The following is a 26,389-nucleotide window of genomic DNA, read 5'->3' on the forward strand; positions in this document are numbered from 1 at the left end:
CCGCAACGGTCAGCCCGCCCCCATCCGAATACCTCACACACCATCGAATACAGCCACCACACCAAGCCCGTCAGGGACTTCGGGAAAGTTCACCCTGACGAGCCGAAGTCAGTATGTGCAGCCGAGGTTGACTGGACCGGACGATGCGACCACGCCGCGCCGCTGGGTGCCGCGCCTCCGGGCGGGTGATCCGGGCAGGCCCGGGATCATCACCACCATGACCGAGGGCGTCGTCCTCGTCCGCAGACGCGTCTTCGAAGAAGTCGGCAGGTGGGAGAGCAGTATTTTCCTGTACCACGAGGGGCTCGACCTCGCGTACCGGTTCTGGTCCGCGGGATACACCGGCTGGTACGCCGCCGAGATCCGCATGCACCATCCCGTGAGCAGCCCGGCCCGGCACCCGCAGTTCTACCGGCTCGCCTCCCGCAACCGCATCTCGGTCGCCTACCGCAGCCTCCCCCGCCCCCTGATCCCCCTGTACCTGGCCGTCTGGACCGCCATCACCCTGGTGCGCGCCGTGAGCGGCGGCGGAACGCGCGAGTCCCTCGCCGGCATGCGGGAGGGCTGGGCCCGCCGCCGCGACCAGGTGCGCCGCCCGATGTCCTGGCGGACCGTGGGCCGGCTCACCAGAGCCGGGCGCCCGCCTGTTATCTGAACCACCCTGACGAGAGAGAGCCCGCCCGTGACATCCCCACCCCCTGTTGTGCCGTCCCTGCTCGGTGTGTTCGGTCATCCCGACGACGAGAGCCTTCTCGCCGGCGGCGTGCTCGCCCAGCACGCCGCCGGACATGCGCGTACCGCTGTGGTCACCATGACGTGGGCGCCCGAGAGCCCGCGGGCCACCGAACTCGCCGACGCGCTACGCGTGCTCGGCGCGGGCGTACCGCGCATGCTCGGATACGGCGACGCCCGCAACCCGCATGCGGCGCCCGGCCGGCCCCGGCTCGTCGACGCACCGTTGGAAGAGGTGACCGCCGCCCTGGTACGCCAGATCCGGTCTTTTCGTCCCGATATCGTCGTAACGCATGACGCCGTGGGCCAGCTGACCGGTCATCCGGACCACCGCCGCACCCACCAGGCCACCCTCCTCGCCGTCCACGCGGCGGGACTCGCATGCCTGTACCCGGACGCCGGTGACCCCTGGCAGCCGAGCGCCGTCTACTGCGCCACGCACCCGGAGTCGGGGGTCGACGCCCTGGGGCCGCTGCTGAAGAGTGTAGGCAAGCATGTACTCGCAGTCCCGGACACGTACGCCACCACCGCGATCGACGTCACCCCCTGGCTTAAGCAGAAGGAAGCTGCAATCTTCGCGCACCGCGGGGAGGTCGCCCGTGAGCGGTCGCTGCCCGGGCTCCTCGCCCGCCTCCGGGAAGACGCTCGCCGAACGATCACCGCGACCGAGTACTTCACCCGACTCACGCCCGGCCCCGTTCCAGGCGTGCCGCATCAACTCACCTGACGCCACCCCTCCCCTGACCCGAGCGGCCGCTTCTGATCGGAGACACATGACGCCGACCACCCCTCCGGGCGAGCAGCCCCGCAGGCCGATGAGCGACGAGGAGTACGCGGCTCTGCGGGCGAGGGCTGCGCTGTGGGTTGGTGCGTCCGTGCTGATCACCAATCGGCTGGGGAAAGTGCTCATCCAGCATGTCGACTACCGCGACACGTGCCTCTTGCCAGGTGGGGGCGTCGACGAGGGCGAGTCACCGGCCCACGCCGCCGCGCGCGAAGTGATGGAGGAACTTGGCATCGTCACCATGGCCGATCGGGGCCTTGCCGTCGACTGGGTCTCCGCCGAGGGCTTCGGCGCGCGCCCGTCTGTGCGGTTTCCTGGTGAGATCGTGCACGTCTTTGACGGCGGTACCTGGGACGAGACCCGGATTGCGAAGATCTGCCTGCCCGATTACGAGATCACCGGTATCGAGTTCGTCGAGCCGTCCCAGCTCCCCGACAAGCTCTCCCCCAGCGATGCACGCCGGGCTCTGTCCGCGCTGCGCGCCCGGATCAACGCCGCCGGGACCGTGCTCCTGGAGAACGGCCTCCCGATCGCCCCCACCGTCCTGGACCGCCTCGCCGTCCTGCACACCGCCCGCGCCAAGCTCCACTACCTGTGGCACGAGGGCCCATCCCCGCACGAGCGGACGGTGACCAAGGTCCAGGGATGGCTGTTCGCACCGGACGGACGCGTCCTCGTCCTCCTCGAACCCGAAACCGGCACCGCCCATCTGCCTGGAGGTGTACCCGAGCCCCAGGACCAGGGCGACCCGGCGTCAACACTGTGCCGTGAGGCCGCGAAGCACGCTGCGGCCCTGCTCAGAACACCGCTGCTTCTCGGACACCTCACCGATCCCCGAACGCGACACACCCACCTGCGCTACGCCGCGATGTTCACCGACACCGGTGCCCCACCGGCCGGTCCGGGCACAGGTCGCAGCCACACCCGCATCCTGGCCACCCCGAAACTGGCCAGCCAACTCTTCAACTGGGGCGAGCAGACCACCACCCAGCTCGCCGCCGTCCACCAGGCCCGTCGGCGCCTCGGCCTGCCCAGGGCCGCTCCCCAGCCCGTCACCGAACTCCCCGGTCCGACCAGCTGACCTCTGTGGCGCCGCCTCCGTGAACGGACGTCCCGTCCGCGCGCTCAGTGCCGTCAGCGCACTCCCCAACCATCCGCACCAGATGCCCGGACCCCGCGGTCACAGGCACCAACCAGCACGCACACCGCCCCTGGAGGCCACCCCGCCATGACCGCTCTGCTGCTCGTCGACGGCCACTACCTCCTGCACCGAGCCTGGTACGGCTTCGCCGCCCGCATCACCAGCCGCGACAAGTCCGTCGACCGTACGGGCGTCTTCGGGTTCACCGCACTCCTGCGCAAGGCCCAGGCCCAGCACGCCACGGACTACGAGATCTTCGTGGTCTTCGACGCCGAGGACGGCTCACAGGCACGCGCCGGACAGGACAGCACCTACAAGGCACAGCGACCCGCGCCGGAGCCCGGCCTGATCGAGTCCCTCGCCCTGGTCAAGCACGCCCTCGACCACAGCGGCGTCCGGTGGATCGAACAGGAGGGCTGCGAGGCGGACGACGTCATCGCGACCCTGGCCACCCGCGCTCGCGACGACGGCCGCGCGGTCGACATCATGACCACCGACAAGGACTACATCCAGCTCCTGGCCGACCCGAGCGTGCGGCTGCTGAACACCGGCCTCGCCCAGGACCGTCGCTACACCGCCGGTGAGCACATCCTCCCCCGCTACAGTGTTCTCGCCGAGCAGTGGCCGGACTTCCGCGCGCTGATGGGCGACCCCGCCGACAACATCGCCGGCGTCCGAGGCATCGGTCCCAAGACCGCCGCCCGCCTGCTGGCCGACGGCCGCCGGCTCTTGAACATCCCCGCCGACGAACTGCGCCCCTCCTGGGCCGAACAGTGGCCGCAGGTCCTGCGCTGGCGCGAGGTGATCAAACTCGACACGAAGACAGACCTTCCCGACAACCTGCTCACCGCTGCGTACACCGGCCCGCTGCCGAGGGCCGCGCACGTCCTGGAAGCGCTGGACCTGTGGTGACCTGGGTCCAGTTGCTGGCGTCGTGGGTGCCCTGGGAGAGAACTTCGGCTTACCCGCAGTCCAGAACCACTTCGCCGATGACGCCGCTGTTGTCTGCGGGAGAGACGGCCAGAGCCGGCCCGGCAAACACAGCAGCACGTCACAGATCTTTGCGAAGTGCTCGGTTGACGTCGGGATTCCTGCCGGGCCGGTATGAGGTGATCGGCGTGTAACCCTGAGCGCGGTAGAGCGCAAGGGCCGCGATGTTGGCGACGCCGGTCTCCAGTTGCGTGCACGTGGCACCCCTGCGTTTCGCGTCGGCTTCCAGACGCAGCAGGATCTCCCGCCCCAAGGACTGGGCACGGGCTTCGGGGCGGACGTACATCCGTTTGATCTCTGCGGTCCGGGTATCCAGGAACCACCATCCGCCGCAACCGAGCGCGTTCCCCTGTTCGTCTTGTACCAGCAGGAACAACCCGTGCGGGGGCACGAACTGGGAGATGGGTGTGTCGGCGGGGTCGTCAGCGAAGCCGTACATCGAGCGCTGTTCGTCGTACAGGCCCAACAGCAGCTGTTGGACTTCCGGGTCGTCGTACGGAGCGGGAGTCATCGTCCACGCGGACTGGAGGCCTGGACCGGTGGCGTGTGTCATGTATCTGATAGTGCCCGGTCCGCGGTGTCCAGGACATCGCTTCGCCCGGCGGATCGGAGGAGTCGGGGCACGCTGCGAGGGTCTGAATGTCCCGGTGAGGAATCCGGTGCGTGCGAGGTGGATACCGTGCAGGACGGCAGACACCGACCAGCTGCACCAGCGCCTCCGAGACGAGCCATCGTCGCCGTCGGCACGGACGGGTGACCGTCCGGAGCGTCGTTCGGATCTGTGGTGGTGCGCCAGGGTCGCCCGCTCTGCGGACGGCCGTCCGAGATCGTCGGCGGATCAAAGCGTGCTGGCCCTTGAGCGGCAGGCCTTCAGCATCTCCGCGTAAGGCGCCTGGGGGCACTGCGTCTGCAGAACCACTTGCTGTGCGGCTTGGTGCACGAGCATTGGCAGTCCTCCGACCACGCGCCGCCCGGCTGCTTTCGCCGCGTACGCGAAGCGGGTTGGCCATGGCTGGTAGACGACGTCCATGAAGGTGCCGGCGGCGGGTGTCCAGAGCGGTGCGAGACCGTCGGTGACTCCGGGTGGCAGTGCGGAAACGACCAGTTCGGCGGTCAGGTACGTCCCGGCCGCTGCCCAGGGTTCGACTCTGACCGTGATGCCGATCCGCTCGGCTGTGGTCTCAAGCGTTGGGCGGGCTCGGCCGACGTCGCGGGCGATGACTCGTGCTTGATCGCAGCCCAGTTCCCGGGCGGCGGCCAGTGCTGTGCAGGCGGTCGCTCCGGCGCCGAGGACTGTGACGTCTGCTGCTGTGGTCACGCCCGCTTCGCGGAGCGCCTGCGTCATGCCGTACAGGTCGGTGTTCTCCCCGATGAGCTGGCCGTCCGCCACGACGACGGTGTTCGCCGCGCCGATTCGCACGACGGTGTCCGTCACCCGGTCGAGGAGCGGGACGGCGGTGCGCTTGAGCGGCATGGTCAGGGACAGCCCGGCCCACGTTCCGTCGAGGGAGGCGAGGAAGGAGGCCAGCCGGTCGGAGGTGCAGTCGATGGCACGGTAGGTCCAGTCCAGGCCGAGGGCCTGGTACGCGGCGAGGTGCAGGGCCGGGGAGAGTGCCTGGCCGATGGGTGATCCGAGGACGGCGAGCTGCTTCATCGCGCTCTCCTGTATGGGTGTTCGTGGTCGCGGAATGCGGGCGCCTGCCCGGCGGTCAGTGAGCGGTCCCACCCTGGGGTCGCTGGCCGGCGGGGTGATGGCTCAGGACCTTCCGGCCAGCGCCCTGCTATTGGCGTTCGGAGTGGCCGGTGGTCGCCGGTCGAGCAGCCGCAGCGGTATGCCGTGGGCGCTCTTCGGCGGCCAGGCGTGCCGATGGCCTCGCCGGGCGCCGGTGATCAGGAAGGGCAGTTCATGAGCGGGGGGCGTGGTGGAGCATCGTGGCGACTCCTGCGTCATTGTGCTCGATCGCGATGCCGCGCAGGACTGCTACGGGGGCGCCGCGGCCTCGCTGGCCGAGGATGATCCCGGCAGCGGCGGCGATCATGTCGGTGAGGGTCTCCTCCTGCCGTTTGTCGCCGTGCTCGGTGATCCGCAGGGGTGCCACCCCGGCGGCGCCGATGGAGATGCAGGTCGCCCCGCGCCGGTCGGCTCGGCCGTCGGAGTCGGCGATGACGACAGCCACGTGCGCGCCGGTGTGGGTGATCAGGGCGTCGCGCAGGGCGCGGGCGGAGGCGTCCGGGTCCACCGGCAGCAGCCATGCGCCGTCTGCGCCGGCGCGGTCGATGCCGGCCGAGGTGAGCTGGTAGCCGAGGGTGTGCCGGGCGATGATCGGGCCGCGTTCGGTGGCCAGGAAGTGCTCGGTGGAGTTGTCCAGGATGAGCTGGACTACCGAGGCGGGCTTGCCTGTCCTGGCAGACAGTTCCTCGGCCTGGGGTGAGGGGGTGATGGTGGCCAGGTCGACGTAGCGCTGCTCCGCGATGGACACGACCTTGCTGGCTGCCACCACGATGTCCCCGTCGCGAAGAACGGTGCTGGTGCTTGAGAGGACGTCGGCAATGGCGGCGGCGAGATCGTTGCCGGGGTGGAGCGTGGGGAAGGGCTCCAGGGCGAAGGCGGAGAAGCCGGAGGTGGAGGGGGCGGTCATCACGAAGCTCCTGCTGCTGGGATGAGAACGGTGTGCAGGCGGGCGTGGGCGGCGGTGAGGTTCTGGGCCCGCTGCCGTGGGGTGGCGTGCTGCAGGCTGGCAAGCCAGTCGCGGACACGGTGCAGATAGTGCGGCCACAGCTGGTGGGCCGCATCAACGGCCGGCGTACCGGAGTTGACGGCACGCCAGGCGTCTGCGACGGGCAGTGGCCAGGGCCCGTCATCGTATCCGTCCGGGAGTGGGGCGAGGCTCTCCAGTGTGGTCAGCATGGCCCGGAGGCTGTCGGGCGCGAGCGCACGGTCGGCGGCCCGGTAGATGGCCGGTTCGCTGACGGGTGGTATGGGCGGCGGGCTCCAGGCGGCAGTCAGGTGCAGCAGGACCGGGACGGCCTGATGGAAGATGGCCGGGAGATGTGGGAAGGACCCGGCATGCTGTTTGGGCTCGCTGATCTGTTCGGAGGTGACGGGGCCGATCGCGGCGGCTGTCAGCAGCAGGAAGGCGTCGATGCCGTACCCGTTCGTGCATGACGCCAGTGCGCCGGGCAGCGCTGCGGCGGCTCGCACGGCGGCGGCCAGGGCTTCGCGGGATACGGCGAGGTCTCCGGCCAGGGGCTGCGGCACGTCGTGTCCGGTGACCGCGGCGATGAGCGGACGGGCGAGGTGGTTGGTGAGGTTGGCCTCGTCCCAGTGGCGCGGGTAGTCGGCGATTGCCAGGGCAGCCCCGTCGCGTACCCGGTCCAGCAGTGCGCGGTAGACGGCCGGGTCAGGGTTGCGGGTGTCGGTGTCGGCTATCAGCACAACCTCGGCGGTGGCGATCTCCGGGCGCCGGGCCGAAGCAAGGATCTGGGCGCCCTTGCCCCGTTCCAGCCCGGTCAATCCGACCTTCCCGGCCCGGGTGGGGGTGGCGGCGAAGTGTGCGGCGGTGCCGGGGTCGTCGGAGGAGTCGGCGTGCACGATGACCGACCGCGCATCGTCAAGCGCGGTGTCCACTGCGGCGGTGACGGCAGCGATGGTGGCGGCTTCGTTCCGGCTGGGCAGGATCGCGGCGGCAGGTTTCGGCGTCACACGTACTCCTTGCTGATGAGGTCGGCGGCGGACTGCGGATCGGGCGCGTACAGATAGGTGTAGGGGTGCTGTTCGAGCCGGGCGATCAGGTGGGTCCGCCAACGGGCAAGCGGGAGGTCGTCCAGCGGCCACACCGTTCCGTACGGCGCCCCGGTGGGACCGGTCAGCGGGGTGGGCAGTCCGCTGATGTACCGGGCGAGGGCCTCGTGGAGACGGAGCTGCTCGTTCACGGAGAACGGTGTGACCGGCACCAGTACGGGGCGTGGAACGGCGGGATGGACGGTGAGGCGGACGACCGCGGCCAGGGGAACGGGGGCGCGGAGGAACGGGGTGAGGTCGACGACGGGCTTCGGGGCCTGCCACAACTCCGGGTCCTGCGGGCGGACGGCGGCCGTGCCCTTGCCCGGCATGATCAGCAGCTGGTTCTCGTCCTCGGCCAGGACGGCCAGGTCGTCACCGGCGTAGGCCCATCCGCGTGCGCCGAGGGCCAGGGTCACGCTGGTCTTGCCCGCGCCCTTGTTGCCCAGCAGCAGAACACCGCATCCGCTCGGCGTGACGGCGGCGTTGGCGTGGAGGGTGAGCATCCGCTGCTGCTGGCGGGCCCGCTCCAGCACGGGTGTACGTCGTGTAGGCCAGCGTCGCGGATCGGGCCGCGGCAGGGGGAAGGCTCAAACAGACCCTCTGCCCGTCCACCGTGACCGTCGGCTCTGCGTCGGCGTAGGTAACCGTCACGGCCGTGCGGTCCCGGCTGTCGGGGCCCGGGACAAGGAGGCGCCAGCCCCCGGGAAGCTGATTGGCCGCCGTGATGGCCGGGCCCGTGTCCAGCCCCGCAGGGAGCTCCAGAGCAGCAGTGACGTGGCCGGTCGCCACGGCGGCCTGGTTCACGGCATCGTGGTCGGGTCGAGTTCTGCCAGAAGCTCGGCAGCCGGCACAACGGTGGGCAGGTAGCGCTGGTTGTCCACGAGGTCGGACACCCAGTCGGTGCGGCGCAGCGCGTCCCGTACGAGCCGTGTGTTCGCCGGGTCGGGGTGTGTGGTGGTGATGTCGAGGGAAGCGGGCTCGGGGTAGGCGCTCCCGTTGCGCCACATCACTGCGATGCGGCAAGGCCCGGCCTGTTCGGCGAGCGTTCGGCTCGCCTCGTCGACGAGCCACCCGCCGACCTTGCCCACGTGGTAGGTGGGATTCTTCCCGAACAGGGCTTCGTTTCCGGCCTGCTGGCCGGGGGTGATCAGCCCGGAGCGGGCGTTGCCCCGGCCGACCAGCCCGTCTTCGCCGTAATCGATCGCCGATCCGGAGACGGTGAAGTACTGGCCCGACAGAGGGCCTGTACGGCTGTTGCGGGTGTTGCACACGACCGTGACCGGTCCGGGCAGGCGCCCCAGGAGCTGGTTGGTGAGTTCCTGGGCGGTGTGGCTGACGGCGTCCTCGAACTCCGCGCTGCTGGACAGGTGTCCGGCCAGGGCCGGGACGCACACGGTGACGTTCAGCGCGTGCCCGTCACGGATGACCAGGGCCTTGATGTCGCTGCCCGCCCACGGCTGCTGGCGGAACCACGATTCGGTCAGCAGCGCGACGGTCTCGGCGGTGGTCTGCGGTGCGGTGCCGACGAGGAACGCTGTGTCGTTCGAGAATGCGGTGAGGTGCTCCGGAAGGTCCTCAAGGCTCTGGGGGGCGAACCAGCGCTCGAACTTGGAGGAGTCGGTCGTCTCGTGCTGGGCCCGCCAGGTGACGTGCTCGAACCCCGGCAGCGCGGTGCGCAGTTGCTCGTCGGCAGCGGCTTCGAGGATCTCGCGCACGGGGATCGCACGGCCGGCGAAGGAGGTGGATATCCGGCCGCCGAAGATCACTCGGACGGGGCGGTCGTAGACGCCGTCGGTGTCCCCGAAGCGGGCGCGCCCCCCGAGGACGGCGACCTTGTCGAGGTTGTGGTGCAGGACGGCGCCGAACTCGCGCAGGCAGTACTCGCTGTAGCGGATCGAGGCCAGCTCGGCGATGGAGTCGGCGAGGGTGTCCGGGTGCCCGACGCCTTTGCGCTCGACGACCTCGACACCGAGGTCATGCGGCAGTACCGGCCTCGGAAGCGTTGCGTGCGGTGCGGTAGGCATGATCGATGACCTCCAGGGTGCGGCGGAGCTGGGCGAGCGGGAACAGGGAGGGGTGGCGCGGTCCGGTGTCACCGGTGGGCAGGGCCCGGTACATGGCCTGGCGCAACGCCAGGTCGTCGGGCGCGGACAGTGGATCGCCGAGGCCGGCTTCGAGGTTCCGGCCGCGCACATGCACCTGTTGTCCGTCGTCCAGGTTCAGCACGACCTCGTGGCGGCGCGGCTGGTCGACGCTGTCGACCCGGGCGTCCACCGTCAGGCACGCGCCGTTGTCGAACGCCACGGCTGCGGTGATGCGGTCCTCGGATTCGGCCCACCGCCGTTCGCGGTGGATTTCGGCTGTGCAGGATGCGACGGACGAGGGCGGCAGAAGCCGCAGGGCAAGGGCCAGGCCGTGAATGGCCTGCTGGTGCAGGACGCCGCCGGCGGTGGCGTACCGGGTACGCCAGGTCCGGTAGTAGGCGCGGTCCCGGCGGCACACCAGCGTCACTTCGGCCTGTCGTACCGCCGGGGCCTGGTCGAGCAGCCCGGCGAGTCCGGGGGCGAAGTGCGGTTGGAAGGCGACGAAGATCCGCTCGTCTTCCGGCGCTGTTGTCAGATCACTGGGATCGAGCGTGGCCGGTTTCTCCACCAGGACGGCCGCGCCGCCCCGCGCTGAGGCGCGGGCGGCCACCAGGGCGGTGCCGGGCGGCGTCGCCACTACCACCACATCCGGTGAGAGGCTGTCCAGTGCGCCCTCCCACCGGGCGAACGACGGCACCCCGGCGGGCGGGGAAACGGCCGGCGAGGGGTCGGCGACGCCGACCAGGTCCATTCCGTCGGTTCGGTTCAGTGCCTCGGCGTGCTTGGCTCCGACCTCCCCCGAGCCGATGAGCAGCACCCGCCTCATGCCAGGCCGCCCGGGACGGCACCGCGCAGGAACGCCGCGCCGCACGTCAGAGCGTCGCCCGGATTCTCCCGCACGTGTGTCTCCAGTGCGTAGGGCAGCACCGGCCGTGCCCGGTGCAGGATGGGAAGCAGGTCCGTGTACGGCACGTCGCCGGCTCCCGCCGCCACGAAGTGCTTCATGCCGTCATCGCGCGGCACGTAGTCCTTGATGTGGACGTACTCGACGTACGGGGCGAGGGCATCGACGGCGTCCGCCGTGCCGTGGCCGACCTCGAACAGGTTCCCCAGGTCGAGCCACAGGCCCAGGCCGGGGTGCTCACGCAGAACTGCCAAGAGGAGCTCGGGCTCGGCAACCGTGCACACCGGCTCGTTCTCCAGCAGCAGCCGGACCCCGGCCTGTTCCGCGGCCTTGAGGGCGTACGTCAGCAGGGAATCTCCCTGGAAGGTCTCCGTCTGCTCACCCACGGAAAGGTGGGAGAAGACACGAACGCGGTCGGTGCCCAGAATGCCGGCAACGGCGAGCGCGCGGTCCACCCAGCGTTCCCGCTCCTCGGCCGGTACCCGAGTGGGGAAGCCGAAGCTGTCGACCTTGCCGGGAACGGCCTCGGGGCGGCACCACTTCCACAGCGGGGACGCCAGCGCCGCCACCCGCAGGCCCCGTTCGTCAGCCAGCCGCCGGACCTGACGAAGGCGCTCGTCGTCCAGGACGAGGGCGTTCGAGCCGTAGGCCGTACGGATCTCCAGGTGGCCCACGCCCAGCGCGAGAGCCGCATCCATTCCGACAGCCGGGTCCTGCCCCAGCTCGTCGGGGTTGAGCACGATGATTCCCTGCACAGGATTCTCCTTGTCAATGCAAGTCAGGTGGACCACCTCGTCGATCAGGCGTCCGAGTGCCGCAGCCCCGCGTCCTCGCGTCATGTCGGGAGCGACTCAGGTTGAAGACCGCGAGCACGCCGGAAATACCCGCGACGTTCACGGTCTGAAGCCACCAGCAGCCCATGCCGGACTGCCTGGTCTCCGTAATTGCGGGCGTCATGCGCCCAGCGGCCCGGTCTTCATGGCGGCGGTTATTCGGTGGGGCGGAATGTCGAGTTGTTTGGTCGTGCCGGTGTTGTCCGCACCGCTCAGCGCGGCCACCGCCACGCGTCGCCCATACGGGTCTCCGATAGGTTCTCCGCCTGCCCGGTGCCAGCAGGCCCGGGAAGCAAGTAGACCCAACACCCGCCGTGGGCACCAGTGTTCGAGGGTCATGCGGCGGTCATGCGGATACCCCGTTCCTGCCCCGGCCCAGCCGCTCAGGTGCTGAGATGGACACGTGGACTCGCGACCCCAGCACCCGCTCGCCATCGCCCGGTCCCTCCGCGGCCTGACCCAGAGCGGCCTCGCCGAGGAGGTCAATCTGGCGGCGCGGCGCCGTGACCGGAGAGCGGGTACAACCAAGTAGAAGCGCTCGCCCTTCGCGCCGCTTCCTGCGGACAGCCGCTGCCAGGCTTCGGGCGGGGCCTGGCCGATGAGGTGGTCGATGCGCGGGCCGTGGACCTGCTGGGACTTGGGGACGGCCACGACGTAGGAGAGCTGGTGGTCTTCGAGGAAGCGGCGGAAGTGGGAGTCCTGGCCGTAGGCGGAGTCCGCGGTGACCCAGCCGATGGGCAGGGGCGAGGCGAGGGCCCGCAGGATGATGGTCCGCGCCAGTTCGCCCTTGGTGGCGAAGACGCGGTCGTCGGGGACGCGGGCGGCCCGACAGCGTTCGCGGTCCTCGGTCCAGGACTTGGGCAGGTAGAGCTCGCGGTCGACCAGGGTGTGGCCGCGGGTGGTGGCGTAGGCGGCGAAGACCCCGATCTGGCAATTCTCGGTGCGGCCTGCGGTGCCGGAGTACTGGCGCTGGACACCGGCGGAAGTGGTGCCCTTCTTCACGAAGCCTGTGTCGTCGATGATCAGCACGCCGTTGTTCGCGCCGAGGTGCTCGGCGACGTAGGCGTGCAGGTCGTCGCGGACCTCGTCGGCCTCCCAGCGGCTTCGGGAGAGCAGGTGCTGCAGTCCGTCGGGGGTGGCGTGGCCGGCGTATTCGGCGAGCTGCCAGCCGTTCTTGCGGCCCACCGGGCCAAGAAGCCCACGGACGTAGTCTCGCATCCGTCGCCGGGATTCCACTCGGGCAAAACGTCCTCCGATCCGCAAGAGCAGCTCAGCAAGTCCCTCTTCCCACAGGCCCGTTGGTACATCGCTCATGCGAGCGGGCTGCCCGGAACGTTGCCACTACAAGCAGCGCGGCCACACGTTCGTGGGGCGACCCCGCAAAGACCGCCCCACCCCCATTCCAGCCCGCTACACTCCCCACACCCAAGCCGCTGACCAGGGCATACACCGAAGTCCGGCTGGCGTGCTAGTGCTACCGTCCGCCTGTCGACGGTCATGGACTTCCCCACCTCAAGCGGGTTGAACGTCACGTAATTCCCAACCCTTGCGGTCACAACTCCCCATGGGGACATTGGGCTCATGTCGACACATTCGGAGGATCTCATCGCCGCACAGCGCCACGGCCGGTGGCGAACCAAGGTGCTTGTCTTGCCCGTGAGCCCCGAACGGCTCCCTGGTGATCGAGAATGAGGTGTCATGCGAGGACATCCCAACCTGGTCTTGGTACACAGCCCACTCGCAGGCGCTTCGACATGGCAATCAGTCGCGCGGCTGCTACGCGCGCGCGGACACATGACGGTCGTGCCCTCCCTGACAAGGGTGTTAGCGGATGCTGGACCGTACTACGCGAGGCTCGCCGTCACCGCCGCCGATGACATCGCTCGGCGAGCCGACGGGCGGATCGTTCTCGTCGGTCACAGCGGCGCCGGCGCTCTACTGCCCGCGGTCGCTCATGCGACGGCGGCCACGGTCGTCGGCATGGTCTTCGTCGACGCATTGCTGCCGCATCCGGGCCGCGCCTGGTTCGACACAGTGCCTACCGAAATGCGGGATCAGCTGCGGGGGCTTGCCAGACAGGGAATGTTGCCGCCCTGGAACGAATGGTTCCCGCCAGGCACCATCGAGGAACTCCTGCCCGACCCCACTCTCCGGGGGCGCTTTTGCGAAGAACTCCCCCGCGTCCCCCTGTCCTACTTCGACGAGCCTGCCCCTGAATGCCCAGCCCCTCCTCCCGCTCAAAGCGCCTACCTGCAACTGAGCGATGCGTACTCAGCTGAAGCCAGCCAGGCCGAGCGCGAAGGATGGCGCGTCAGGCGCCGCAGGGCCCATCATCTGGCCATACTCGCTGAACCGGAAGAGGTCAGCGCCTCGCTGGAAGAACTGGTTCAGGGCTTCGCGGCCTGATCACGCCTCATAGCCAGACCGTTCAGTAGCTGTTGTCGTTCCGATCTTGAGGTGTGTGTCTTGAACAGGAGTCTCGATTGGGTGGTTGCCGCCAGCTGCGGGCATGAAGGCAGGGCCTTTTGGTAGCTCGGGGTTGCAAAGCCAGCCGAGATCCAGGAGACCCTGTTGCCGCAGTTGTATGTGCTCGCGCCGGTGGAGTTCAACTCGGCTGCTCTGTCGTGTGATTGTGTCGCTCACCGATTCGGGAATGAGGCCGATCGCCCGGAGCGTGTTCGGCGGTATCCCTGGGACATGACGGACGCGGAGTGGGCCGTGGTCCGGTCGCTACTGCCGGTGCCGGGCCGGCTGCGCGGCCGGGGTGGGCAGCCGGAGGCGAATTGCCACCGGGCGATACTGGACGTGGTGCGCTACCTGGTCGACAACGGCATCAAGTGGCGGGCCATGCCTGCTGACTTCCCGCCATGGGACCGGGTATACGCGTTCTTCCGCCGCTGGCGCGACCACGCCCTGGTCAAGGAGTTCCACGACCGGTTGCGATCGAGGATTCGGGAGAGCGAGGGGCGGGATACGGAGCCGACGGCCGGCGTGATCGACTCGCAGTCGGTCACGGCGGACGCCGTTGTCGGGACGGACAGCCGCGGCTTCGACGGCGGGAAGCTGATCAACGGACGCAAGCGGCACGTCGTGGTCGACACCCCCGGTCTGCTGCTGGGGGTGATGGTCACCGCCGCGGATGTCGGCGACCGCGCCGCCGCCCAGGTCCTGCTTGAGCAGGTGACCGATGCGCACCACCGCCTCGCCCTGCTCTGGGCCGACGGCGGCTACACCGGCAGCCTCGTCGAGCACTGCCTGGCCACGCTCGCACTGGTCCTCGCGATCGTCAAGCGCAGCGACGGCATGCGAGGTTTCGTGGTGCTGCCCAAGCGGTGGATTGTCGAGCGCCTTTTCGCCCATCTGATGCGCACCCGCCGTCTGGTGCGAGACTTCGAGCGCCGCACCGCCAGCGCCGAGGCGATGGTCTACTGGTCGATGACCCTGCTCATGACGCGCCGCCTTGCCCGGCCGGGCCCTGGGCGAGGGTGAACTGGCCCGGCTGCCGCTCGGCCAGCCAGCCCCGCGCGACCAGGCGTTTCGCCTTCGACCGCAGCGCCTCCACCTTGGCCGGCACCGCGTCCAGGCCGAACTTCACGGCCAATTCCTGGCAGGTCAGCGGCCCTTGATGGAGCCGGTGCCGGTCCGCGAGGGCCTCGATGATGCGCTGATAGTCCACCGACATCACCGACCGGGACGGCCCCTCACGCCACACCGGCACCTGCGACTTCGGCTTCGCCGCCTGCCCGGGCGCCGAACACACGTCCACGTCCCGTGGGCTGGGAGCACCCTTCTCACCAGCGATGTTGCCGCCGTCCGAACCCAGGACCGTGCCCACTCTCCTGCGGGCGATCGCCCACTCCTGCCACTCCTCCTCGGCGGCGGCCAGCTCGGCCTGGACACGATCGGCTTCCTCACGCAACCCGTCGACTCGACGGCGAGCAGCGGGCTCGTGCTGTTCCAACAGTCCGACAACCGACGGCATCCGCAACCTCCTGGGGAGCGACGACATGACACGCCACCACTCCCACCGAAACACCGACCCTATGCCTGACCAGCGAAAACGCCGCCCTCAGGTTCGGAACGACAACAGCCACTCAGGATCAACGGTGAGCTGAAGTACCTGTGGCGGGCCGTCGACGCCGATGGCAACGTGCTCGACATTTTGTCCCAGAATCGGCAGGACGCCGCTGCGGCCAGGCGGTTCTTCCGCAAACTGCTCAAGAAGACCTGCTCGGTGCCAAGGGTGGTCGTCACCGACAAGCTGTGCTCCTGCGGCGCGGCCCACCGCAAGGTCATGCCCTCCGTAGAACACCGCACCCACAAGAGTCTGAACAACCAGGCCGAGAACAGTCATCAGCCGACGAGGCAGCGCGAACACGCGATGAAGGGCTTCCGCAGTACCGGCGAGGCCCAGCGGTTCCTGTCCGCGTTCAGCGGCATCTCACCGCACTTCCGACCACGCCGCCACCTGATGACCGCCACCGAATACCCCACCGAGATGACCACCCGCTTCGCCATCTGGGACGAGATCACCGGCGCCACCGACCAGCCCACCGCAGCGTGACCCAGGCCCCCACCCGGCCCCGACACACCCTGACGTGCCCTCAACCGATCAACACCCTACCAACGTGACAACGCCCCTGATGGAGTCGACGATCGGCCTGTTCAAAACCTAGCTGATCAAGCGCCGCCGCCCCTGGAGGACGCTCTCCGAGGTCGAGCTGGCCACCGCCGAGTGGGTCGACTGGTACTGCCACCGCCACCCGCATGGTGAGATAGACACATCCCACCCGTCGAATACGAGACCAACTACTACAGCAAGATCACGAAACCCCAGGTCACAGTCAGTTCTAGAGTCTAGACCAAACCCGGAACGGTTCAGTTTGCGGAAATGGCAAACTTTTTTGTTGGCCTGTTGATCGGTGGTACACGCTCGGGGTGGAGGTGATCGCCGTGAGCGGTACGACGGACAGTGTGAAGAACAATTCGGGGTGCGCCGTTTCTGATGATGGCGTGTATGACGTGGTGGTGGTGGGTGGGGGTGCGGCGGGGTTGAGTGCGGCTCTGGTTCTGGCCAGGGCGCGTCGTCGGGTTGCGGTGGTGGATGCGGGCGGGCCGCGCAGCGCTCCCGCCGCGCATATGCACGGATTCCTGTCCCGGGACGGGATGTCCCCGGCCGACCTGCTGGCGGTGGGCCGGGCCGAGGTCGCCGGTTACGGGGTGGATCTGTTCGAGGGCCGTGTGGATCAGATCGATCCCGGCTTCCTCGTCCGTCTGGAGGGTGGTGCAGTGCTCGGTGCCCGCCGGGTGGTGGTGGCCACCGGGCTGCGGGACGAGCTTCCCGCGATCCCCGGCGTTCGGGAACGGTGGGGCAGGGACCTGCTGTTCTGCCCCTACTGCCACGCGTACGAGGTACGTGACCAGCCCATAGGGGTGCTGGGTACGCACCCGGGCGCGGTGCGGCACGCGCTGCTGTTGCGGCAGTGGTCGCACGACGTCGTCTTCTTCCCACACACCCTGGACCTCGGTGCGGAGGAGCGGGAGTTGTTGGCCGCGCGCGGGGTCGTCGTCGTCGGGGGGACTGTCAAGCGTCTGGTGACCGAAGGCGACCGGTTGCGCGGTGTCGAGCTGGTCGAGGGGCATGTCGTGCCGCGCTCCGCGGTGTTCGTCTTCCCCCGGGTGGTTCCTCATGACGCCCTTCTCACGGCTCTGGGGTGCGAGCGGGACGACAGCGGCTGGGTGACCACCGATGATGCGGGCCGGACCAGCGTGTTCGGGGTGTGGGCGGTCGGCAATGTGTCCGATGCGAAGGCGCTCGTGATCACCGCTGCGGGGCAGGGGGCGGCGGCCGCGTTCGCCCTCAATCATGACCTGGTCGCGGAGGACGTCGAGCGTGCGATGAAGGACGCCGGCTCTTCGTCCCGGGAGCCGCGGCACGTGCCGCGGCCGGCCCCACGAGGCGCCGCGTCCGACTGATCACCGGTCATTGAGCCGGTCGGCTCCCGGCGGATGCGGTTCCCGGCCGGCCGGGAACCGTGCACATGCATCACGAACACACCAACAAGGGAGAGTTTCACCATGGCGGTAGAGCCCGCAGGTTCCGGGGACAGCGTCACCGAGCAGACTTTTCCCGCCCGCGTGCTGCAGGCGCAGCGCCCCGTCCTGGTCCAGTTTTGGGCCGAGTGGTGCGGGCCGTGCAGCAGGGTCACTCCCATCGTCGAGCAGGTCGCCGCCGAGTATGCGGGTGTCCTGGACGTCGTCAAGGTCAATGCCGATGAGGAGCCCGGACTGGCGGACCGGCACGGGATCTCCTCGATCCCCGCTTTCGTCGTCTACGCCGACGGCGCTCCTGCCAAGGCGTGGACGGGCGCCGCCCCGAAGCCTCTGCTGGAACGGAGTCTCGGCCCCTTCCTTCGCTGAGCCCCCGGCGTGCACCTCCTGTTCGGCGCAGCGGCGCCCGGGCCAAGCAAAAGGTGCACACCCCGCCCTGCTGAAACTGGAGGATCTCTCTGTGAGTGGGACCGCACATCATCACCCCGAACTCAGTGCACTGCGCGACCGGGTGACCGCTCCGTCAACTGTCGAGCTGCCCACGGCCGGCGACGGGCTCATCTGGAGACCTGCCACCCCCGGTGACATCGACCTGATCCTCGACCTGGCGCATGCCGCCGGAAAGATCGACCATCCGCGCTCGCTGGTGACAAGGGACGCGCTGGAGGAGGAATTCAGCAGCGAAGTCTTCGACCCCGAGCGCGACGCGTTGATCGCCGTCGACGCCGCCGGTCGGGCCGTCGCCTTCGGCTCGGCCGCGGCCCCGGCGACCCAGGAGACGATCGTCTGGGTCGAACTCGACGGAACGGTGGCTCCGGACCGCCGTGGTGACGGCATCGGCACAGCGCTGCTGGCATGGCAGGAGGCCCGGGGGGCTTCAGCATCTCGCGGCGAGCGACGCGCCCCTGCCCGAATGGCTCACCGCTGGCGCACAGGACCACGCCACTCCCACGATCCGGCTCCTGGAGGAGCACGGCTACGAGCGTGCCCGGTGGTGCCTGGAGCTGGAGCTCGATCTCAGGGCGCCGGTGGCCGAGCCGCCGCCCGCCCAGGGAGTACGGCTCGTGCCCTACGGCGAGGAGTGGACGGAGCGGGCCAAATCCGCGATGAACGACTCCTTCCGCGACCATTGGGCCAGCCAGCCGGTGACCTCCGCCAAATGGGTCTCCGGTCACCGGCTGGAAGCGTTCCGCCCGGACCTGTCCCTGCTCGCCGTCACCCCCGGCACACACGAAGGCGAAAGGCGTCGTCGGGTTCGTCTTCGTTGATGCGGAGCCGGACGATTGGCCGCTGCGCGGCGGCCCGTTCGGTTACATCACGGCCTTCGGTGTACGGCGGGACGCGCGGGGACAAGGACTGGCCCGCACCCTGCTGGCCCACGTGCTGCGGGCGCTGCGGGAAGCCGGTCTTGAGCACGCGGTACTCGACGCCGACGCCGATAGCCCCACCGGTGCCCTCGGCCTCTACCAGAGCCTCGGCTTCACCGTCACCGACCGCTCGATCAGTCTCGTCAAACGCTTCTGACCTACCCCGCACCCATCCCATCAGGCCTGCATCCAGCGGCTGTTGACGAGCCGCAGTAGGCAACTCCTCACCGAGGCAACCCCCGATCAACGTGCGGTACATCGCCCGCCACCCGACCACGACGAGCAGGTAGCACCCGATATGTTCCCCTCCGTCATCACCGACTTCTGGCTGGTTCCTTCTCCCACGAGTCGACTCGTCCACGACGACAGCGCCTTCAGTGTCACCGTCGACACCGCGCTCGACGAGGACGAACGGCTCACCATCCTCACGACGACGGAGGGAAGGACACGCGTCCTGCTCACGCCTGCGGTCGCCGAGGCCGTGTGCCTGGAAGAGGGGCAGCCGGTCGACGAAACCGGCTTCCGGCAGCGGATGGAGAAGTCCGGAATCTCACTGCACGGCGCCGACAACCTGTTCTACTTCACCCATGAGGCCCGGGAGAATCTGCTCGGCGAACCGGACGCCCCCTCGATCCGTCCACTCACTGATGCCGACGCGGACGTGTTCGGACAGTTCGAGGAAGCGGCGTCCGAGCAGGATCTCGACGACGCGTCCGTCGAGCTGGACCACTGGGCGGTCTACGGGGCGTTCGAGGACGGCCAGTTGGTGTGCGTGGCGAGTATGTACCCGTGGAACGACGCGCCGCTGGCCGATCTCGGAGTGCTGACGCTCCCGTCGTACCGGGGCAGGGGACACGCCCGGCGCCTCGTACGCGCGATCTCCCGGCACGCCCTGGCACGGGGCCACGAGCCCCAGTACCGCTGTCAGCTCGACAACCACGCCTCGGTGGCGGCAGCCGGATCGGCGGGCCTGACCCTGTTCGGAACCTGGGACGTCGTCTCACCGGATTCCGCCGCGTAGCACCGCCCGCCGCTCCCGGGCACGGAGCGACGTCCGCGTACACGAGGTCGGAGCGAACCCCGGGAACCTACGAACCGTCAGAGCGAAAGCCTGGCAACGGCACATCTGCGAAATGGGTGTGGCCCGGACGACGGGCCACACCCGGGCGAGCCTGCGCGGGAGCGGGCCCGGGCCGGACGAAAGAACCGGGTGTCAAGGGAACCGGGCGGGTACAGGGACGACGCGGGTACCGGCCCGGCCCGCAGGCCCCCACTCCTCGGACGTGGGTTCGCCCGGATGCCGACCGAACGCCGGGAAAAAGCCGTGGACTTCCACAGCCCGCCCCGGGGATCTGCAGCCCCAACTCTGATCGCGCAGGGCCACCGAGACCGTTGCTGGGCGGCTTCACCGTTGCCGAGACACTCTCCCGCATCGGGCCGGTGCTGCGCGGCATCCCTGCGCGCACCGGCCCCACACCCGTACTTCCACTCCAGCTATGAGGTATATCTGTGCAGCCCCCGACCAACATACGCGGACGGATATCGGCCCTGGCCGCTCTCCTGCTGCTGCTCCTCACCGCTTTCGCGGCCACGCAGCCATTGCGCCCCTCCGAACCCCGGCCGGTCTCCGCCCCCTCCGGCGAGTTCTCGGCGGCCCGTGCCGTTGCCCTGCTCGACGGAATCGCGAAGGTCCCGCACCCGGCGGGTTCGGCGGCGCGGCTGGTCCTGGCAGGCACCAGCCCGCAGAGCACTCGAGCGTGACGAGGACGCGGTGGAGCTGTGGAAGAAGGAGGTGTGGCCGCGGGTAAAAGCCTCGCGGCGGCATGTGGCGCCTGGATCGTCTTCGAGGACGAAGCCGGCTTCTCGATGACGCCGCCCCGGGCCCGCACCTGGGGCCGACGCGGGCACACCCCCGTCATCCGCGTCCGTGGCAGGTCCCGCCGCCGGGCCTCGGTCGCCGCGCTGTGCTGCTACAAACCCGGCGAGAAAAGCCGTCTCATCCACCGGCCCCGCACCCACCTCCTCCTCAAAGGCGCACGCAAGAGCTTCTCCTGGAAGGACTACCGCGACCTGTTGGTGCGGGCGCATATCCAGCTCGGCGACCCAATCGTGGTGGTCTGGGAGAATCTCAACACCCGCCTGGCCGCCGGGCTGAAGCAGTATGAGGCCGAGCACGACTGGCTCACCACCTTCCGCCGCCCGCCCTATGCGCCTGACCTGAACCCCGTCGAGGCCATCTGGTCACTCGTGCGCAGAGCGATGGCCAACACCGCCTTTGACGCACCTGACGACCTCGACCGTGTCCTCCGCCGCGAGTTACGCAGGATCCAGCTCCGGCCCTACCTGATCAACGGCTGCCTCACCGCCACCGGTCTGACCCTCGTACCACCGACTCCACCCTGAAAACCTCAGTAGCTGCGGCCCGATGCCAACACCTGTGCTGACTGGGCCATTTGTCACACGTTCGGCCGGGTCGAGGGCAAGCACCAAATGGTGCCCGGCTGGCCGTACTCGGTGGTGGCCGCACTGAAGAGAGCGGCAACACCTCCTGGACGGTGCTGGACGCAGTCCGTCTGGAGCCCGGAGCCGACGTTGCCACGGCGCAGATCCGCGAAGTCGTCGAGCGGCTGGTGGCCGTCGGCCGGTGACAGGAAGGTGACCCGGAGGTTCTGGTCGTGCTCGACGCCGGGTACGACGCGCCCCGCATCGCCCACCTGCTGCTGGCCGGACTGCCTGTCGAGATCTTGACCGCCGCCGACCTCTGTCAGGCCGCTCGACGCCCGGGACGGCCGACCCTCACCACGAGGTCCAGCATGTGTTGTCATGGCTGAGTAAAACTCAGCCATGACAACATGGTCGGACGCCACTTGGCCGTGTCGCTGGTGAATCTCGGGTCGAGTGGTTCATGGGGGTCTGAGGCACCGGCACCGCTGGAGCATGCGATCCGGCATCGCGTGTGACTGGCTCGGCCGGTGAGAAAGTCAGGGCGTGGTCGCGGCGTTTGAGTCGCATTTTGCGGATATCTCGCAGGACGAACCATGCGAGATGATCAACACTCTGCTCCGGACGGCACTGGAAACGTGCACGACGGCTTGCCGCCACATTTGCCTTTCGCATCGGAAGGTCGAGATCCCAAAGCCGCGTGAAAGCCGTGATCGCAGGTACTCTGGCCATCTCCGCCATGGAGATCAGCCGCGTTCGCGCCGGCTCGCCCGGAGACGGTGCCGGATGCGATGTGGACTGCGGGCCGTGCGTCGCGAACGGTGGAGAGCGGTGGCTCCCAACGGAGCCCGTCGTGCTTCAGGGGCGGGGCAGGGGGTTTCGGAGCCCCGCCAGCCTGGAACAGGATGTGCGCGCGCCGTTACACTCCGCAGGCGGGGTGGTGTGGGCTCCAGAGCCTCCGCCGCGACGTACTACCTTCCGGATGGCGGACGCGGGCACGAGCCCAGCTTGCTGCGCCATGCAGGAATGTGGCCAGCGTCAGAAAGCCGACCCGGCTGCAATCAATCGGCGGAACTAAGCTAGGTCATAGCGCCATGCTGATGCGGGCAGGGATACCTGAGAACGAACGAGTGGCCATGGACGGGTACGACGCTATACCGGCTGAGCCCCCGGTGGATCGGGGGCCGGTGTTGTTCGGCCTGAATACGGCCGTGGTGGATGAGCACGGCACTGTCACGGAGTGGAGCACCGGCGCCGAGCGGCTGCTCGGCTACTCGTCCTCCGAAGTCGTGGGGCATTCCGCAACAGGCCTGCTCCTTGGACCGTTGTCCGAAGCGGCCAGGCGTGAACTGACGACGCGCTCGCCCTGGAGCGGCGAGACCGAACTTCGACACCGGAACGCCAACAGTGTCACCGTGGAGCTACTGGCCGTTCCCACGACAGGGCACGACGGAGCCCCGCAGTGGTTCCTGGTGGCCGAATCGGGAACCGGGCGCCGCCCGCGCGCGGACGAAGAACTCACGGAGTTGGCGTTCAAGCAGGCGGCTTTCGTCATGGGCATCTACGACGGGGACGGCCGACTGCTCCGGATGAGCGATGCATGTGCCAGTGTGATCGGCGTCAGCGAGGACGAGGCGCGCGGACTGCGTCTCACGGAGTTCCTGCCGGGTCCCCCCTATACGGAGGTCGAAAAAATGATCTTCGTAGCGTTGAAGACCGGTGACCCGGCGAGCCTGCAGACATTTTGGCAGACGCCGGGCGAGTCCCGCCCTCACGCATGGGCTCTCTCCGTCTGCCCGCTCAAGGAGGTATCCGGCCGCGTACAAGGCGCATGGGTCTGCGCGCTCGACATCACCGTTGAGTACGAGGCACGGGAGAGGCTCGCCCTGTTGGACGAGGCCGGTGCTCGGATCGGGACCACACTGAATGTGGAACGTACCGCTCGGGAACTGGCCGAGGTGACCGTACCGCGGTTCGCCGATGTCGCCTGCATCGATCTTCTGGAATCCGTGCTTCGCAGTGAGGAGCCGGCCTCCGGCCTGACTCCTGGGGAAGTGGTGCTGCGACGGGTCGCGCGCGAGGCCACCCGCGAAGATGCCGCCCCGTCTGCCATGACGCCGGGAAAGGTGAAGGCCTACCCGAATCCCGCTCCCTCGGGCAGCTGCCTGGCCTCCGGTGTTCCTCTCCTGGTGAGGCCGGGGAACGCCGACTTCGATCACTGGGTCGCACAGCTCCAGTCTCCGGCAGAACAGCCCCGCGACCGCGACATCGACTCGGTGATGGCTGTGCCTCTGCGAGCCCGCGGGCACCCTCTCGGCGTGGCCGTCTTCGCACGCCGGGGACGCCCGGATCCTTTCACCAAGGACGATCTGGTCCTTGCTGGGGAACTCGTGGCCAGAGCGGCGGTCTGCGTGGACAACGCGCGCCGGTACACCCGCGAGCGCGCGACGGCGGTCGCCCTCCAACGGAGTCTGCTGCCACGCCGACTGCCCAGCCGGTCGGCGGTGGAAGCCGCCAGCCGCTACCTGCCCGCAGGCTCCCGGGTCGGCGTGGGCGGTGACTGGTTCGACGTCATTCCCCTGTCCGGCGCCCGAGTCGCCCTGGTCGTCGGGGACGTCGTTGGGCACGGTATCCATGCTTCTGCCACGATGGCGGGGTTGCGCACTGCGGTCCGTACGCTTGCCGACGTCGACCTTTCCCCCGACGAACTCCTCACCCAGCTCGACGACTTGGTCATCAGCTGGTCCACAGACCCGGAACTGGACGAGGGCGGCGACATCTCCAGCGAGATCGGTGCCACCTGCCTGTACGCGGTGTACGACCCGATCTCTCGCCGCTGCACCCTCGCCCGCGCCGGACATCCACAGCCGGCGATTGTCACACCGGATGGCTCCGTCAATTTCCTCGACCTGCCCGCCGGTCCTCCGCTGGGCCTGGGCGGTCTACCGTTCGAGACCACCGAGCTGGAACTTCCGGAAGGAAGTCTGCTCGTCCTGTTCACCGACGGCTTGATCGAATCCTACGACCGGGACATCGATCTCGGGCTTGACAGGCTGCGCCAGGCCCTGGTGGCGTCTGCCGGGCCGCTGGAGACCATCTGCGACAATGTGCTCGACAGCATGCTCCCTGAGCGCCACATCGACGACGTCGCACTGCTGATCGCCCGTACCCATACGCTCGATGCCGACCGGGTGGCCACCTGGGAGCTGCCCGCCGACCCCGCTGTCGTCGGCGAGGCCCGCAAGGAAGCAGCCGCCCGGCTGGCCGCATGGGGACTGGACGACGCTGTCTTCGTCATGGAGCTGGTCGTCAGTGAACTGGTCACCAACGCCATCCGGTACGCACACACGCCCATCGTGCTGCGGCTGATCCATGACCAGGCCCTCATCTGCGAGGTATCCGACGCCAGCACCACCGCTCCGCACCTCCGCCGGGCGCGCACCTTTGACGAGGGCGGTCGTGGCCTGTTCCTGGTCGCTCAGCTCTCCGAACGCTGGGGCACTCGTCACACCACAGCAGGCAAGACGATCTGGGCCGAGTGTGCAGTATCGGGCTCTTCTGGAAGCGTGTCCCTGTACTGAGACCGAAAGGCGAGCGCTGAGCGGTGGATGTGACAAGGACGTCACCGGTACAGTTCATGGCGCGATATACAGACGTTGCCTGGTCAGAGGCATGGTCCGGAGTGGATCACCGACACGCCCGACTTCACCGTCAAAATCGCCACCGACTTCTACCGCAACCCCGCCGCCGGCCTGCCCACGAACCACGGCCTGGTCTGCGTCGTCAGCGCCCGCACCGGCCAGATCCGCACGATCCTCGCCGACCAGGGCCTGCTCACCGCCTGGCGCACCGCCGCCGCCGGCGCTCTGGCAACCCACGCCATGGCCCGGCCCGCCGCTGGCCCCGTGGCCGTGTTCGGCACCGGAGAACAGGCCCGCCTCCAGGTCGAGTGGCTGGCCCGGCTCCGCCCGATCGACACGGTGCTCGTCCACGGCCGCAGCCAGGACAAGGCCTGGTCGCTGTGCGAGGAGCTCAACGCCCTCGGCCATCAAGCCCGGCCCGCGTTGGCCGACGAGGCGGCAGCAGCCGACATGGTCGTCACTACCACACCGGCCACGGCTCCGGTCCTGCAGGCCGGTGACGTCCGCGCGGGCGCGCACGTCACCGGCATCGGCACCGACATGCCCCACAAGAACGAACTGCCGCCAGCACTTTTCGCCCGTGCGGCACTGATCGCAACCGACGACCACCAACAGTGCCTGGACCACGCCGACTTCGGCCACGCCGTGCGCGCCGGATCCACGACCGACACCGGCGACACACCAGTCGGTCTTCTCCTCGACAGGCCCGTCGAGCGGCCGGAGGGTGCGATCAAGGTCGCGGACTTCACCGGACTCGGCGCACTCGACGCGGCACTCGCCTCCGCCGTCCTGCGCGAACTGGCCCCATAGTCGCCTGACCGGCGGCCAAACGCCGGCTGCCCTCCGCCGGATCAGCCCAAGAGGCTGGAAAGGTGACTGCGCAAGCACCACCACTTCGAAACGCCTGGTTCAACCCACTCGTACCCGTTCAAGACCAAGGCGGCCTTGAGCTGTGACCGAGGCCGCCTTCGGCAGCTTGTCCTTCCGGCTTCACATTCTGCAAAGCAGAATCTTGTGTCCCATTCCGCAGCACGGACGACATCCTGTGGCCATGACCACGCAGCGCACCCCACAGCCGATGGAGACCGTGCGGCGCAGCCCGTCCGGCCGGGTGCCGCCGGTGCTCTGCCGGCTCATCGCCGTCCACGACGGTTACAACCTCATTGTCCACGCCATCACTGTCCCGCCACGCCGCGCTGATCGGTGTGGTATTCGCCGCCGTGTCCGCCGTCCTGCTCCTCGTCACGTAAATCGTCGCTCGGCCCGCCTCCGGCGTGGTCATGGCCACGGCGCGCTGACCCACCGATCGAGAGGCACTCATGACCATCACCTCACCCGTCCGCATCCAGGCGGTCGATGCCCCTGGCCAGCCCGATGTCACCCCCGCGCTCAAGGACCTCTACCGCGGCTTCGAGCAGGAGCTGCTGGTCCCGCTGTGGACCGAGATCGGCGACCTCATGCCGGCCAGTCCGCGCTCACGCGCCGTACCCCATGTGTGGCGGTGGCAAAGCCTGCGCCAACTCGCGGCGGAGGCCGGCGACCTAGGGTCTGTTTCTTGGATCATGTTCGGAGCCAGATCGCGAGGGCCGCGAGGGTGACGGTGCCGAGGTAGATGTAGGCGCGTTTCTCGTAGCGG

The 26,389-nt window shown here is 68.9% G+C and carries 25 protein-coding genes and 4 pseudogenes; 19 read left to right on the forward strand and 10 right to left on the reverse strand.

All coding sequences use genetic code 11. The annotated features are described in order from the left end of the window. Positions 1–217: 217 nt before the first annotated feature. From ACFV8T_RS43305 to ACFV8T_RS43320, 4 genes are all read left to right on the forward strand, one after another. Positions 218–655, forward strand: coding sequence for a glycosyltransferase family 2 protein (locus tag ACFV8T_RS43305; RefSeq protein WP_385338822.1), 438 nt, complete (start codon positions 218–220; stop codon positions 653–655). 27 nt (positions 656–682) lie between these two features. Next, a complete protein-coding gene (locus tag ACFV8T_RS43310; RefSeq protein WP_385338825.1) occupies positions 683–1,459 on the forward strand; it encodes a PIG-L deacetylase family protein in 777 nt (258 codons plus the stop codon). 46 nt (positions 1,460–1,505) lie between these two features. Then, positions 1,506–2,597 carry an NUDIX domain-containing protein gene (locus tag ACFV8T_RS43315; RefSeq protein ID WP_385338827.1) on the forward strand — a complete coding sequence of 364 codons (1,092 nt, stop codon included), beginning with the start codon at positions 1,506–1,508 and terminating at the stop codon, positions 2,595–2,597. Between the two features lie 147 nt (positions 2,598–2,744). Next, entirely contained in the window at positions 2,745–3,569 is an 825-nt protein-coding gene (locus tag ACFV8T_RS43320) for a 5'-3' exonuclease H3TH domain-containing protein (protein WP_385338830.1), read from the forward strand. Positions 3,570–3,708: 139 nt separating this feature from the next. Here the strand turns inward: ACFV8T_RS43320 and ACFV8T_RS43325 are convergent, their stop codons facing one another. The 9 genes and pseudogenes from ACFV8T_RS43325 to ACFV8T_RS43365 form a co-directional block, all read right to left on the reverse strand. Then, a complete protein-coding gene (locus ACFV8T_RS43325; RefSeq protein WP_385338833.1) occupies positions 3,709–4,158 on the reverse strand; it encodes a GNAT family N-acetyltransferase in 450 nt (149 codons plus the stop codon). Between the two features lie 327 nt (positions 4,159–4,485). Beyond that, positions 4,486–5,301 carry a shikimate dehydrogenase gene (locus tag ACFV8T_RS43330; protein ID WP_385338836.1) on the reverse strand — a complete coding sequence of 272 codons (816 nt, stop codon included), beginning with the start codon at positions 5,299–5,301 and terminating at the stop codon, positions 4,486–4,488. A gap of 250 nt (positions 5,302–5,551) precedes the next feature. Further along, complete coding sequence (locus tag ACFV8T_RS43335) at positions 5,552–6,286, reverse strand: coenzyme F420-0:L-glutamate ligase (protein WP_385338839.1); 735 nt, start codon at positions 6,284–6,286, stop codon at positions 5,552–5,554. Next, positions 6,286–7,350, reverse strand: coding sequence for a hypothetical protein (locus ACFV8T_RS43340; RefSeq protein ID WP_385338842.1), 1,065 nt, complete (start codon positions 7,348–7,350; stop codon positions 6,286–6,288). Before ACFV8T_RS43340 ends, ACFV8T_RS43335 begins: the two co-directional genes overlap by 1 nt. Continuing rightward, positions 7,347–7,964 (reverse strand): hypothetical protein, encoded by a 618-nt coding sequence (locus tag ACFV8T_RS43345; RefSeq protein WP_385338844.1) that lies wholly within the window; start codon positions 7,962–7,964, stop codon positions 7,347–7,349. The genes ACFV8T_RS43340 and ACFV8T_RS43345 overlap by 4 nt, the downstream gene beginning before the upstream one ends. Before the next feature lie 267 nt (positions 7,965–8,231). After that, positions 8,232–9,455, reverse strand: a complete 1,224-nt coding sequence (locus ACFV8T_RS43350; RefSeq protein ID WP_385338847.1) for a methionine adenosyltransferase — start codon at positions 9,453–9,455, stop codon at positions 8,232–8,234. Then, the gene (locus ACFV8T_RS43355; RefSeq protein WP_385338850.1) at positions 9,406–10,341 is read right to left on the reverse strand and encodes a Gfo/Idh/MocA family protein; all 936 of its coding nucleotides are present in this window, start codon (positions 10,339–10,341) and stop codon (positions 9,406–9,408) included. Before ACFV8T_RS43355 ends, ACFV8T_RS43350 begins: the two co-directional genes overlap by 50 nt. Further along, positions 10,338–11,174 (reverse strand): sugar phosphate isomerase/epimerase family protein, encoded by an 837-nt coding sequence (locus ACFV8T_RS43360; RefSeq protein WP_385338853.1) that lies wholly within the window; start codon positions 11,172–11,174, stop codon positions 10,338–10,340. Before ACFV8T_RS43360 ends, ACFV8T_RS43355 begins: the two co-directional genes overlap by 4 nt. Positions 11,175–11,687: 513 nt before the next feature. Then, a pseudogene (locus ACFV8T_RS43365) lies at positions 11,688–12,566 on the reverse strand (IS701 family transposase); the annotation flags it as partial. 384 nt (positions 12,567–12,950) lie between these two features. Between ACFV8T_RS43365 and ACFV8T_RS43370 the strand changes: the two are divergent. Then, positions 12,951–13,658: an alpha/beta fold hydrolase gene (locus ACFV8T_RS43370; RefSeq protein ID WP_385338855.1), complete on the forward strand. Its 708-nt coding sequence runs from the start codon at positions 12,951–12,953 to the stop codon at positions 13,656–13,658. A 291-nt stretch (positions 13,659–13,949) separates the two neighbouring features. Next, positions 13,950–14,741, forward strand: a complete 792-nt coding sequence (locus tag ACFV8T_RS43375) for an IS5 family transposase (protein ID WP_385338858.1) — start codon at positions 13,950–13,952, stop codon at positions 14,739–14,741. On the opposite strand, the gene ACFV8T_RS43380 is transcribed toward ACFV8T_RS43375, so the two are convergent. Then, entirely contained in the window at positions 14,698–15,234 is a 537-nt protein-coding gene (locus tag ACFV8T_RS43380; protein WP_385338861.1) for a hypothetical protein, read from the reverse strand. The two genes, ACFV8T_RS43375 and ACFV8T_RS43380, sit on opposite strands and share 44 nt — an antisense overlap. A gap of 111 nt (positions 15,235–15,345) precedes the next feature. Here ACFV8T_RS43380 and ACFV8T_RS43385 point away from each other — a divergent pair. From ACFV8T_RS43385 to ACFV8T_RS43445, 13 genes and pseudogenes are all read left to right on the forward strand, one after another. Beyond that, a pseudogene (locus ACFV8T_RS43385) lies at positions 15,346–15,816 on the forward strand (transposase); the annotation flags it as partial. 410 nt (positions 15,817–16,226) lie between these two features. Next, positions 16,227–17,228, forward strand: a complete 1,002-nt coding sequence (locus ACFV8T_RS43390; protein WP_385338880.1) for an NAD(P)/FAD-dependent oxidoreductase — start codon at positions 16,227–16,229, stop codon at positions 17,226–17,228. Positions 17,229–17,330: 102 nt separating this feature from the next. Next, the gene (locus ACFV8T_RS43395; RefSeq protein ID WP_385338864.1) at positions 17,331–17,672 is read left to right on the forward strand and encodes a thioredoxin family protein; all 342 of its coding nucleotides are present in this window, start codon (positions 17,331–17,333) and stop codon (positions 17,670–17,672) included. Between the two features lie 458 nt (positions 17,673–18,130). After that, on the forward strand, positions 18,131–18,571 hold the full coding sequence (locus tag ACFV8T_RS43400; RefSeq protein WP_385338867.1) for a hypothetical protein: 441 nt from the start codon (positions 18,131–18,133) through the stop codon (positions 18,569–18,571). Positions 18,572–18,593: 22 nt separating this feature from the next. Next, positions 18,594–18,827 carry a GNAT family N-acetyltransferase gene (locus ACFV8T_RS43405; protein ID WP_385338882.1) on the forward strand — a complete coding sequence of 78 codons (234 nt, stop codon included), beginning with the start codon at positions 18,594–18,596 and terminating at the stop codon, positions 18,825–18,827. 141 nt (positions 18,828–18,968) lie between these two features. Then, entirely contained in the window at positions 18,969–19,691 is a 723-nt protein-coding gene (locus tag ACFV8T_RS43410; protein ID WP_385338869.1) for a GNAT family N-acetyltransferase, read from the forward strand. Positions 19,692–20,179: 488 nt separating this feature from the next. After that, positions 20,180–20,431, forward strand: a complete 252-nt coding sequence (locus ACFV8T_RS43415) for a hypothetical protein (protein WP_385338888.1) — start codon at positions 20,180–20,182, stop codon at positions 20,429–20,431. Continuing rightward, positions 20,328–20,540 carry a winged helix-turn-helix domain-containing protein gene (locus ACFV8T_RS43420; RefSeq protein WP_385338871.1) on the forward strand — a complete coding sequence of 71 codons (213 nt, stop codon included), beginning with the start codon at positions 20,328–20,330 and terminating at the stop codon, positions 20,538–20,540. Before ACFV8T_RS43415 ends, ACFV8T_RS43420 begins: the two co-directional genes overlap by 104 nt. Beyond that, positions 20,537–21,073 (forward strand): transposase, encoded by a 537-nt coding sequence (locus tag ACFV8T_RS43425; protein ID WP_385338885.1) that lies wholly within the window; start codon positions 20,537–20,539, stop codon positions 21,071–21,073. The genes ACFV8T_RS43420 and ACFV8T_RS43425 overlap by 4 nt, the downstream gene beginning before the upstream one ends. Before the next feature lie 12 nt (positions 21,074–21,085). After that, positions 21,086–21,462: pseudogene (locus ACFV8T_RS43430) on the forward strand (transposase); the annotation flags it as partial. Between the two features lie 678 nt (positions 21,463–22,140). Further along, complete coding sequence (locus ACFV8T_RS43435) at positions 22,141–24,693, forward strand: SpoIIE family protein phosphatase (protein ID WP_385338874.1); 2,553 nt, start codon at positions 22,141–22,143, stop codon at positions 24,691–24,693. Between the two features lie 75 nt (positions 24,694–24,768). After that, positions 24,769–25,563: an ornithine cyclodeaminase family protein gene (locus ACFV8T_RS43440; protein ID WP_385338877.1), complete on the forward strand. Its 795-nt coding sequence runs from the start codon at positions 24,769–24,771 to the stop codon at positions 25,561–25,563. Positions 25,564–26,072: 509 nt separating this feature from the next. After that, a pseudogene (locus tag ACFV8T_RS43445) lies at positions 26,073–26,297 on the forward strand (cupin); the annotation flags it as partial. Positions 26,298–26,389 lie beyond the last annotated feature (92 nt).

The organism is Streptomyces sp. NPDC059832, assembly GCF_042731715.1.
Classification (GTDB): domain Bacteria; phylum Actinomycetota; class Actinomycetes; order Streptomycetales; family Streptomycetaceae; genus Streptomyces.

What these genes read in the sequence shown, in the direction of transcription:
- ACFV8T_RS43410 (WP_385338869.1), top strand. Translation starts at nt 18,969, where the DNA reads ATGTTCCCCTCCGTCATCACCGACTTCTGGCTGGTTCCTTCTCCCACG.
- ACFV8T_RS43370 (WP_385338855.1), top strand. Translation starts at nt 12,951, where the DNA reads ATGCGAGGACATCCCAACCTGGTCTTGGTACACAGCCCACTCGCAGGC.
- ACFV8T_RS43330 (WP_385338836.1), bottom strand. Translation starts at nt 5,301, where the DNA reads ATGAAGCAGCTCGCCGTCCTCGGATCACCCATCGGCCAGGCACTCTCC.
- ACFV8T_RS43305 (WP_385338822.1), top strand. Translation starts at nt 218, where the DNA reads ATGACCGAGGGCGTCGTCCTCGTCCGCAGACGCGTCTTCGAAGAAGTC.
- ACFV8T_RS43350 (WP_385338847.1), bottom strand. Translation starts at nt 9,455, where the DNA reads ATGCCTACCGCACCGCACGCAACGCTTCCGAGGCCGGTACTGCCGCAT.
- ACFV8T_RS43395 (WP_385338864.1), top strand. Translation starts at nt 17,331, where the DNA reads ATGGCGGTAGAGCCCGCAGGTTCCGGGGACAGCGTCACCGAGCAGACT.
- ACFV8T_RS43380 (WP_385338861.1), bottom strand. Translation starts at nt 15,234, where the DNA reads ATGCCGTCGGTTGTCGGACTGTTGGAACAGCACGAGCCCGCTGCTCGC.
- ACFV8T_RS43315 (WP_385338827.1), top strand. Translation starts at nt 1,506, where the DNA reads ATGACGCCGACCACCCCTCCGGGCGAGCAGCCCCGCAGGCCGATGAGC.
- ACFV8T_RS43375 (WP_385338858.1), top strand. Translation starts at nt 13,950, where the DNA reads ATGACGGACGCGGAGTGGGCCGTGGTCCGGTCGCTACTGCCGGTGCCG.
- ACFV8T_RS43335 (WP_385338839.1), bottom strand. Translation starts at nt 6,286, where the DNA reads ATGACCGCCCCCTCCACCTCCGGCTTCTCCGCCTTCGCCCTGGAGCCC.
- ACFV8T_RS43355 (WP_385338850.1), bottom strand. Translation starts at nt 10,341, where the DNA reads ATGAGGCGGGTGCTGCTCATCGGCTCGGGGGAGGTCGGAGCCAAGCAC.
- ACFV8T_RS43325 (WP_385338833.1), bottom strand. Translation starts at nt 4,158, where the DNA reads ATGACTCCCGCTCCGTACGACGACCCGGAAGTCCAACAGCTGCTGTTG.
- ACFV8T_RS43320 (WP_385338830.1), top strand. Translation starts at nt 2,745, where the DNA reads ATGACCGCTCTGCTGCTCGTCGACGGCCACTACCTCCTGCACCGAGCC.
- ACFV8T_RS43425 (WP_385338885.1), top strand. Translation starts at nt 20,537, where the DNA reads ATGACGCCGCCCCGGGCCCGCACCTGGGGCCGACGCGGGCACACCCCC.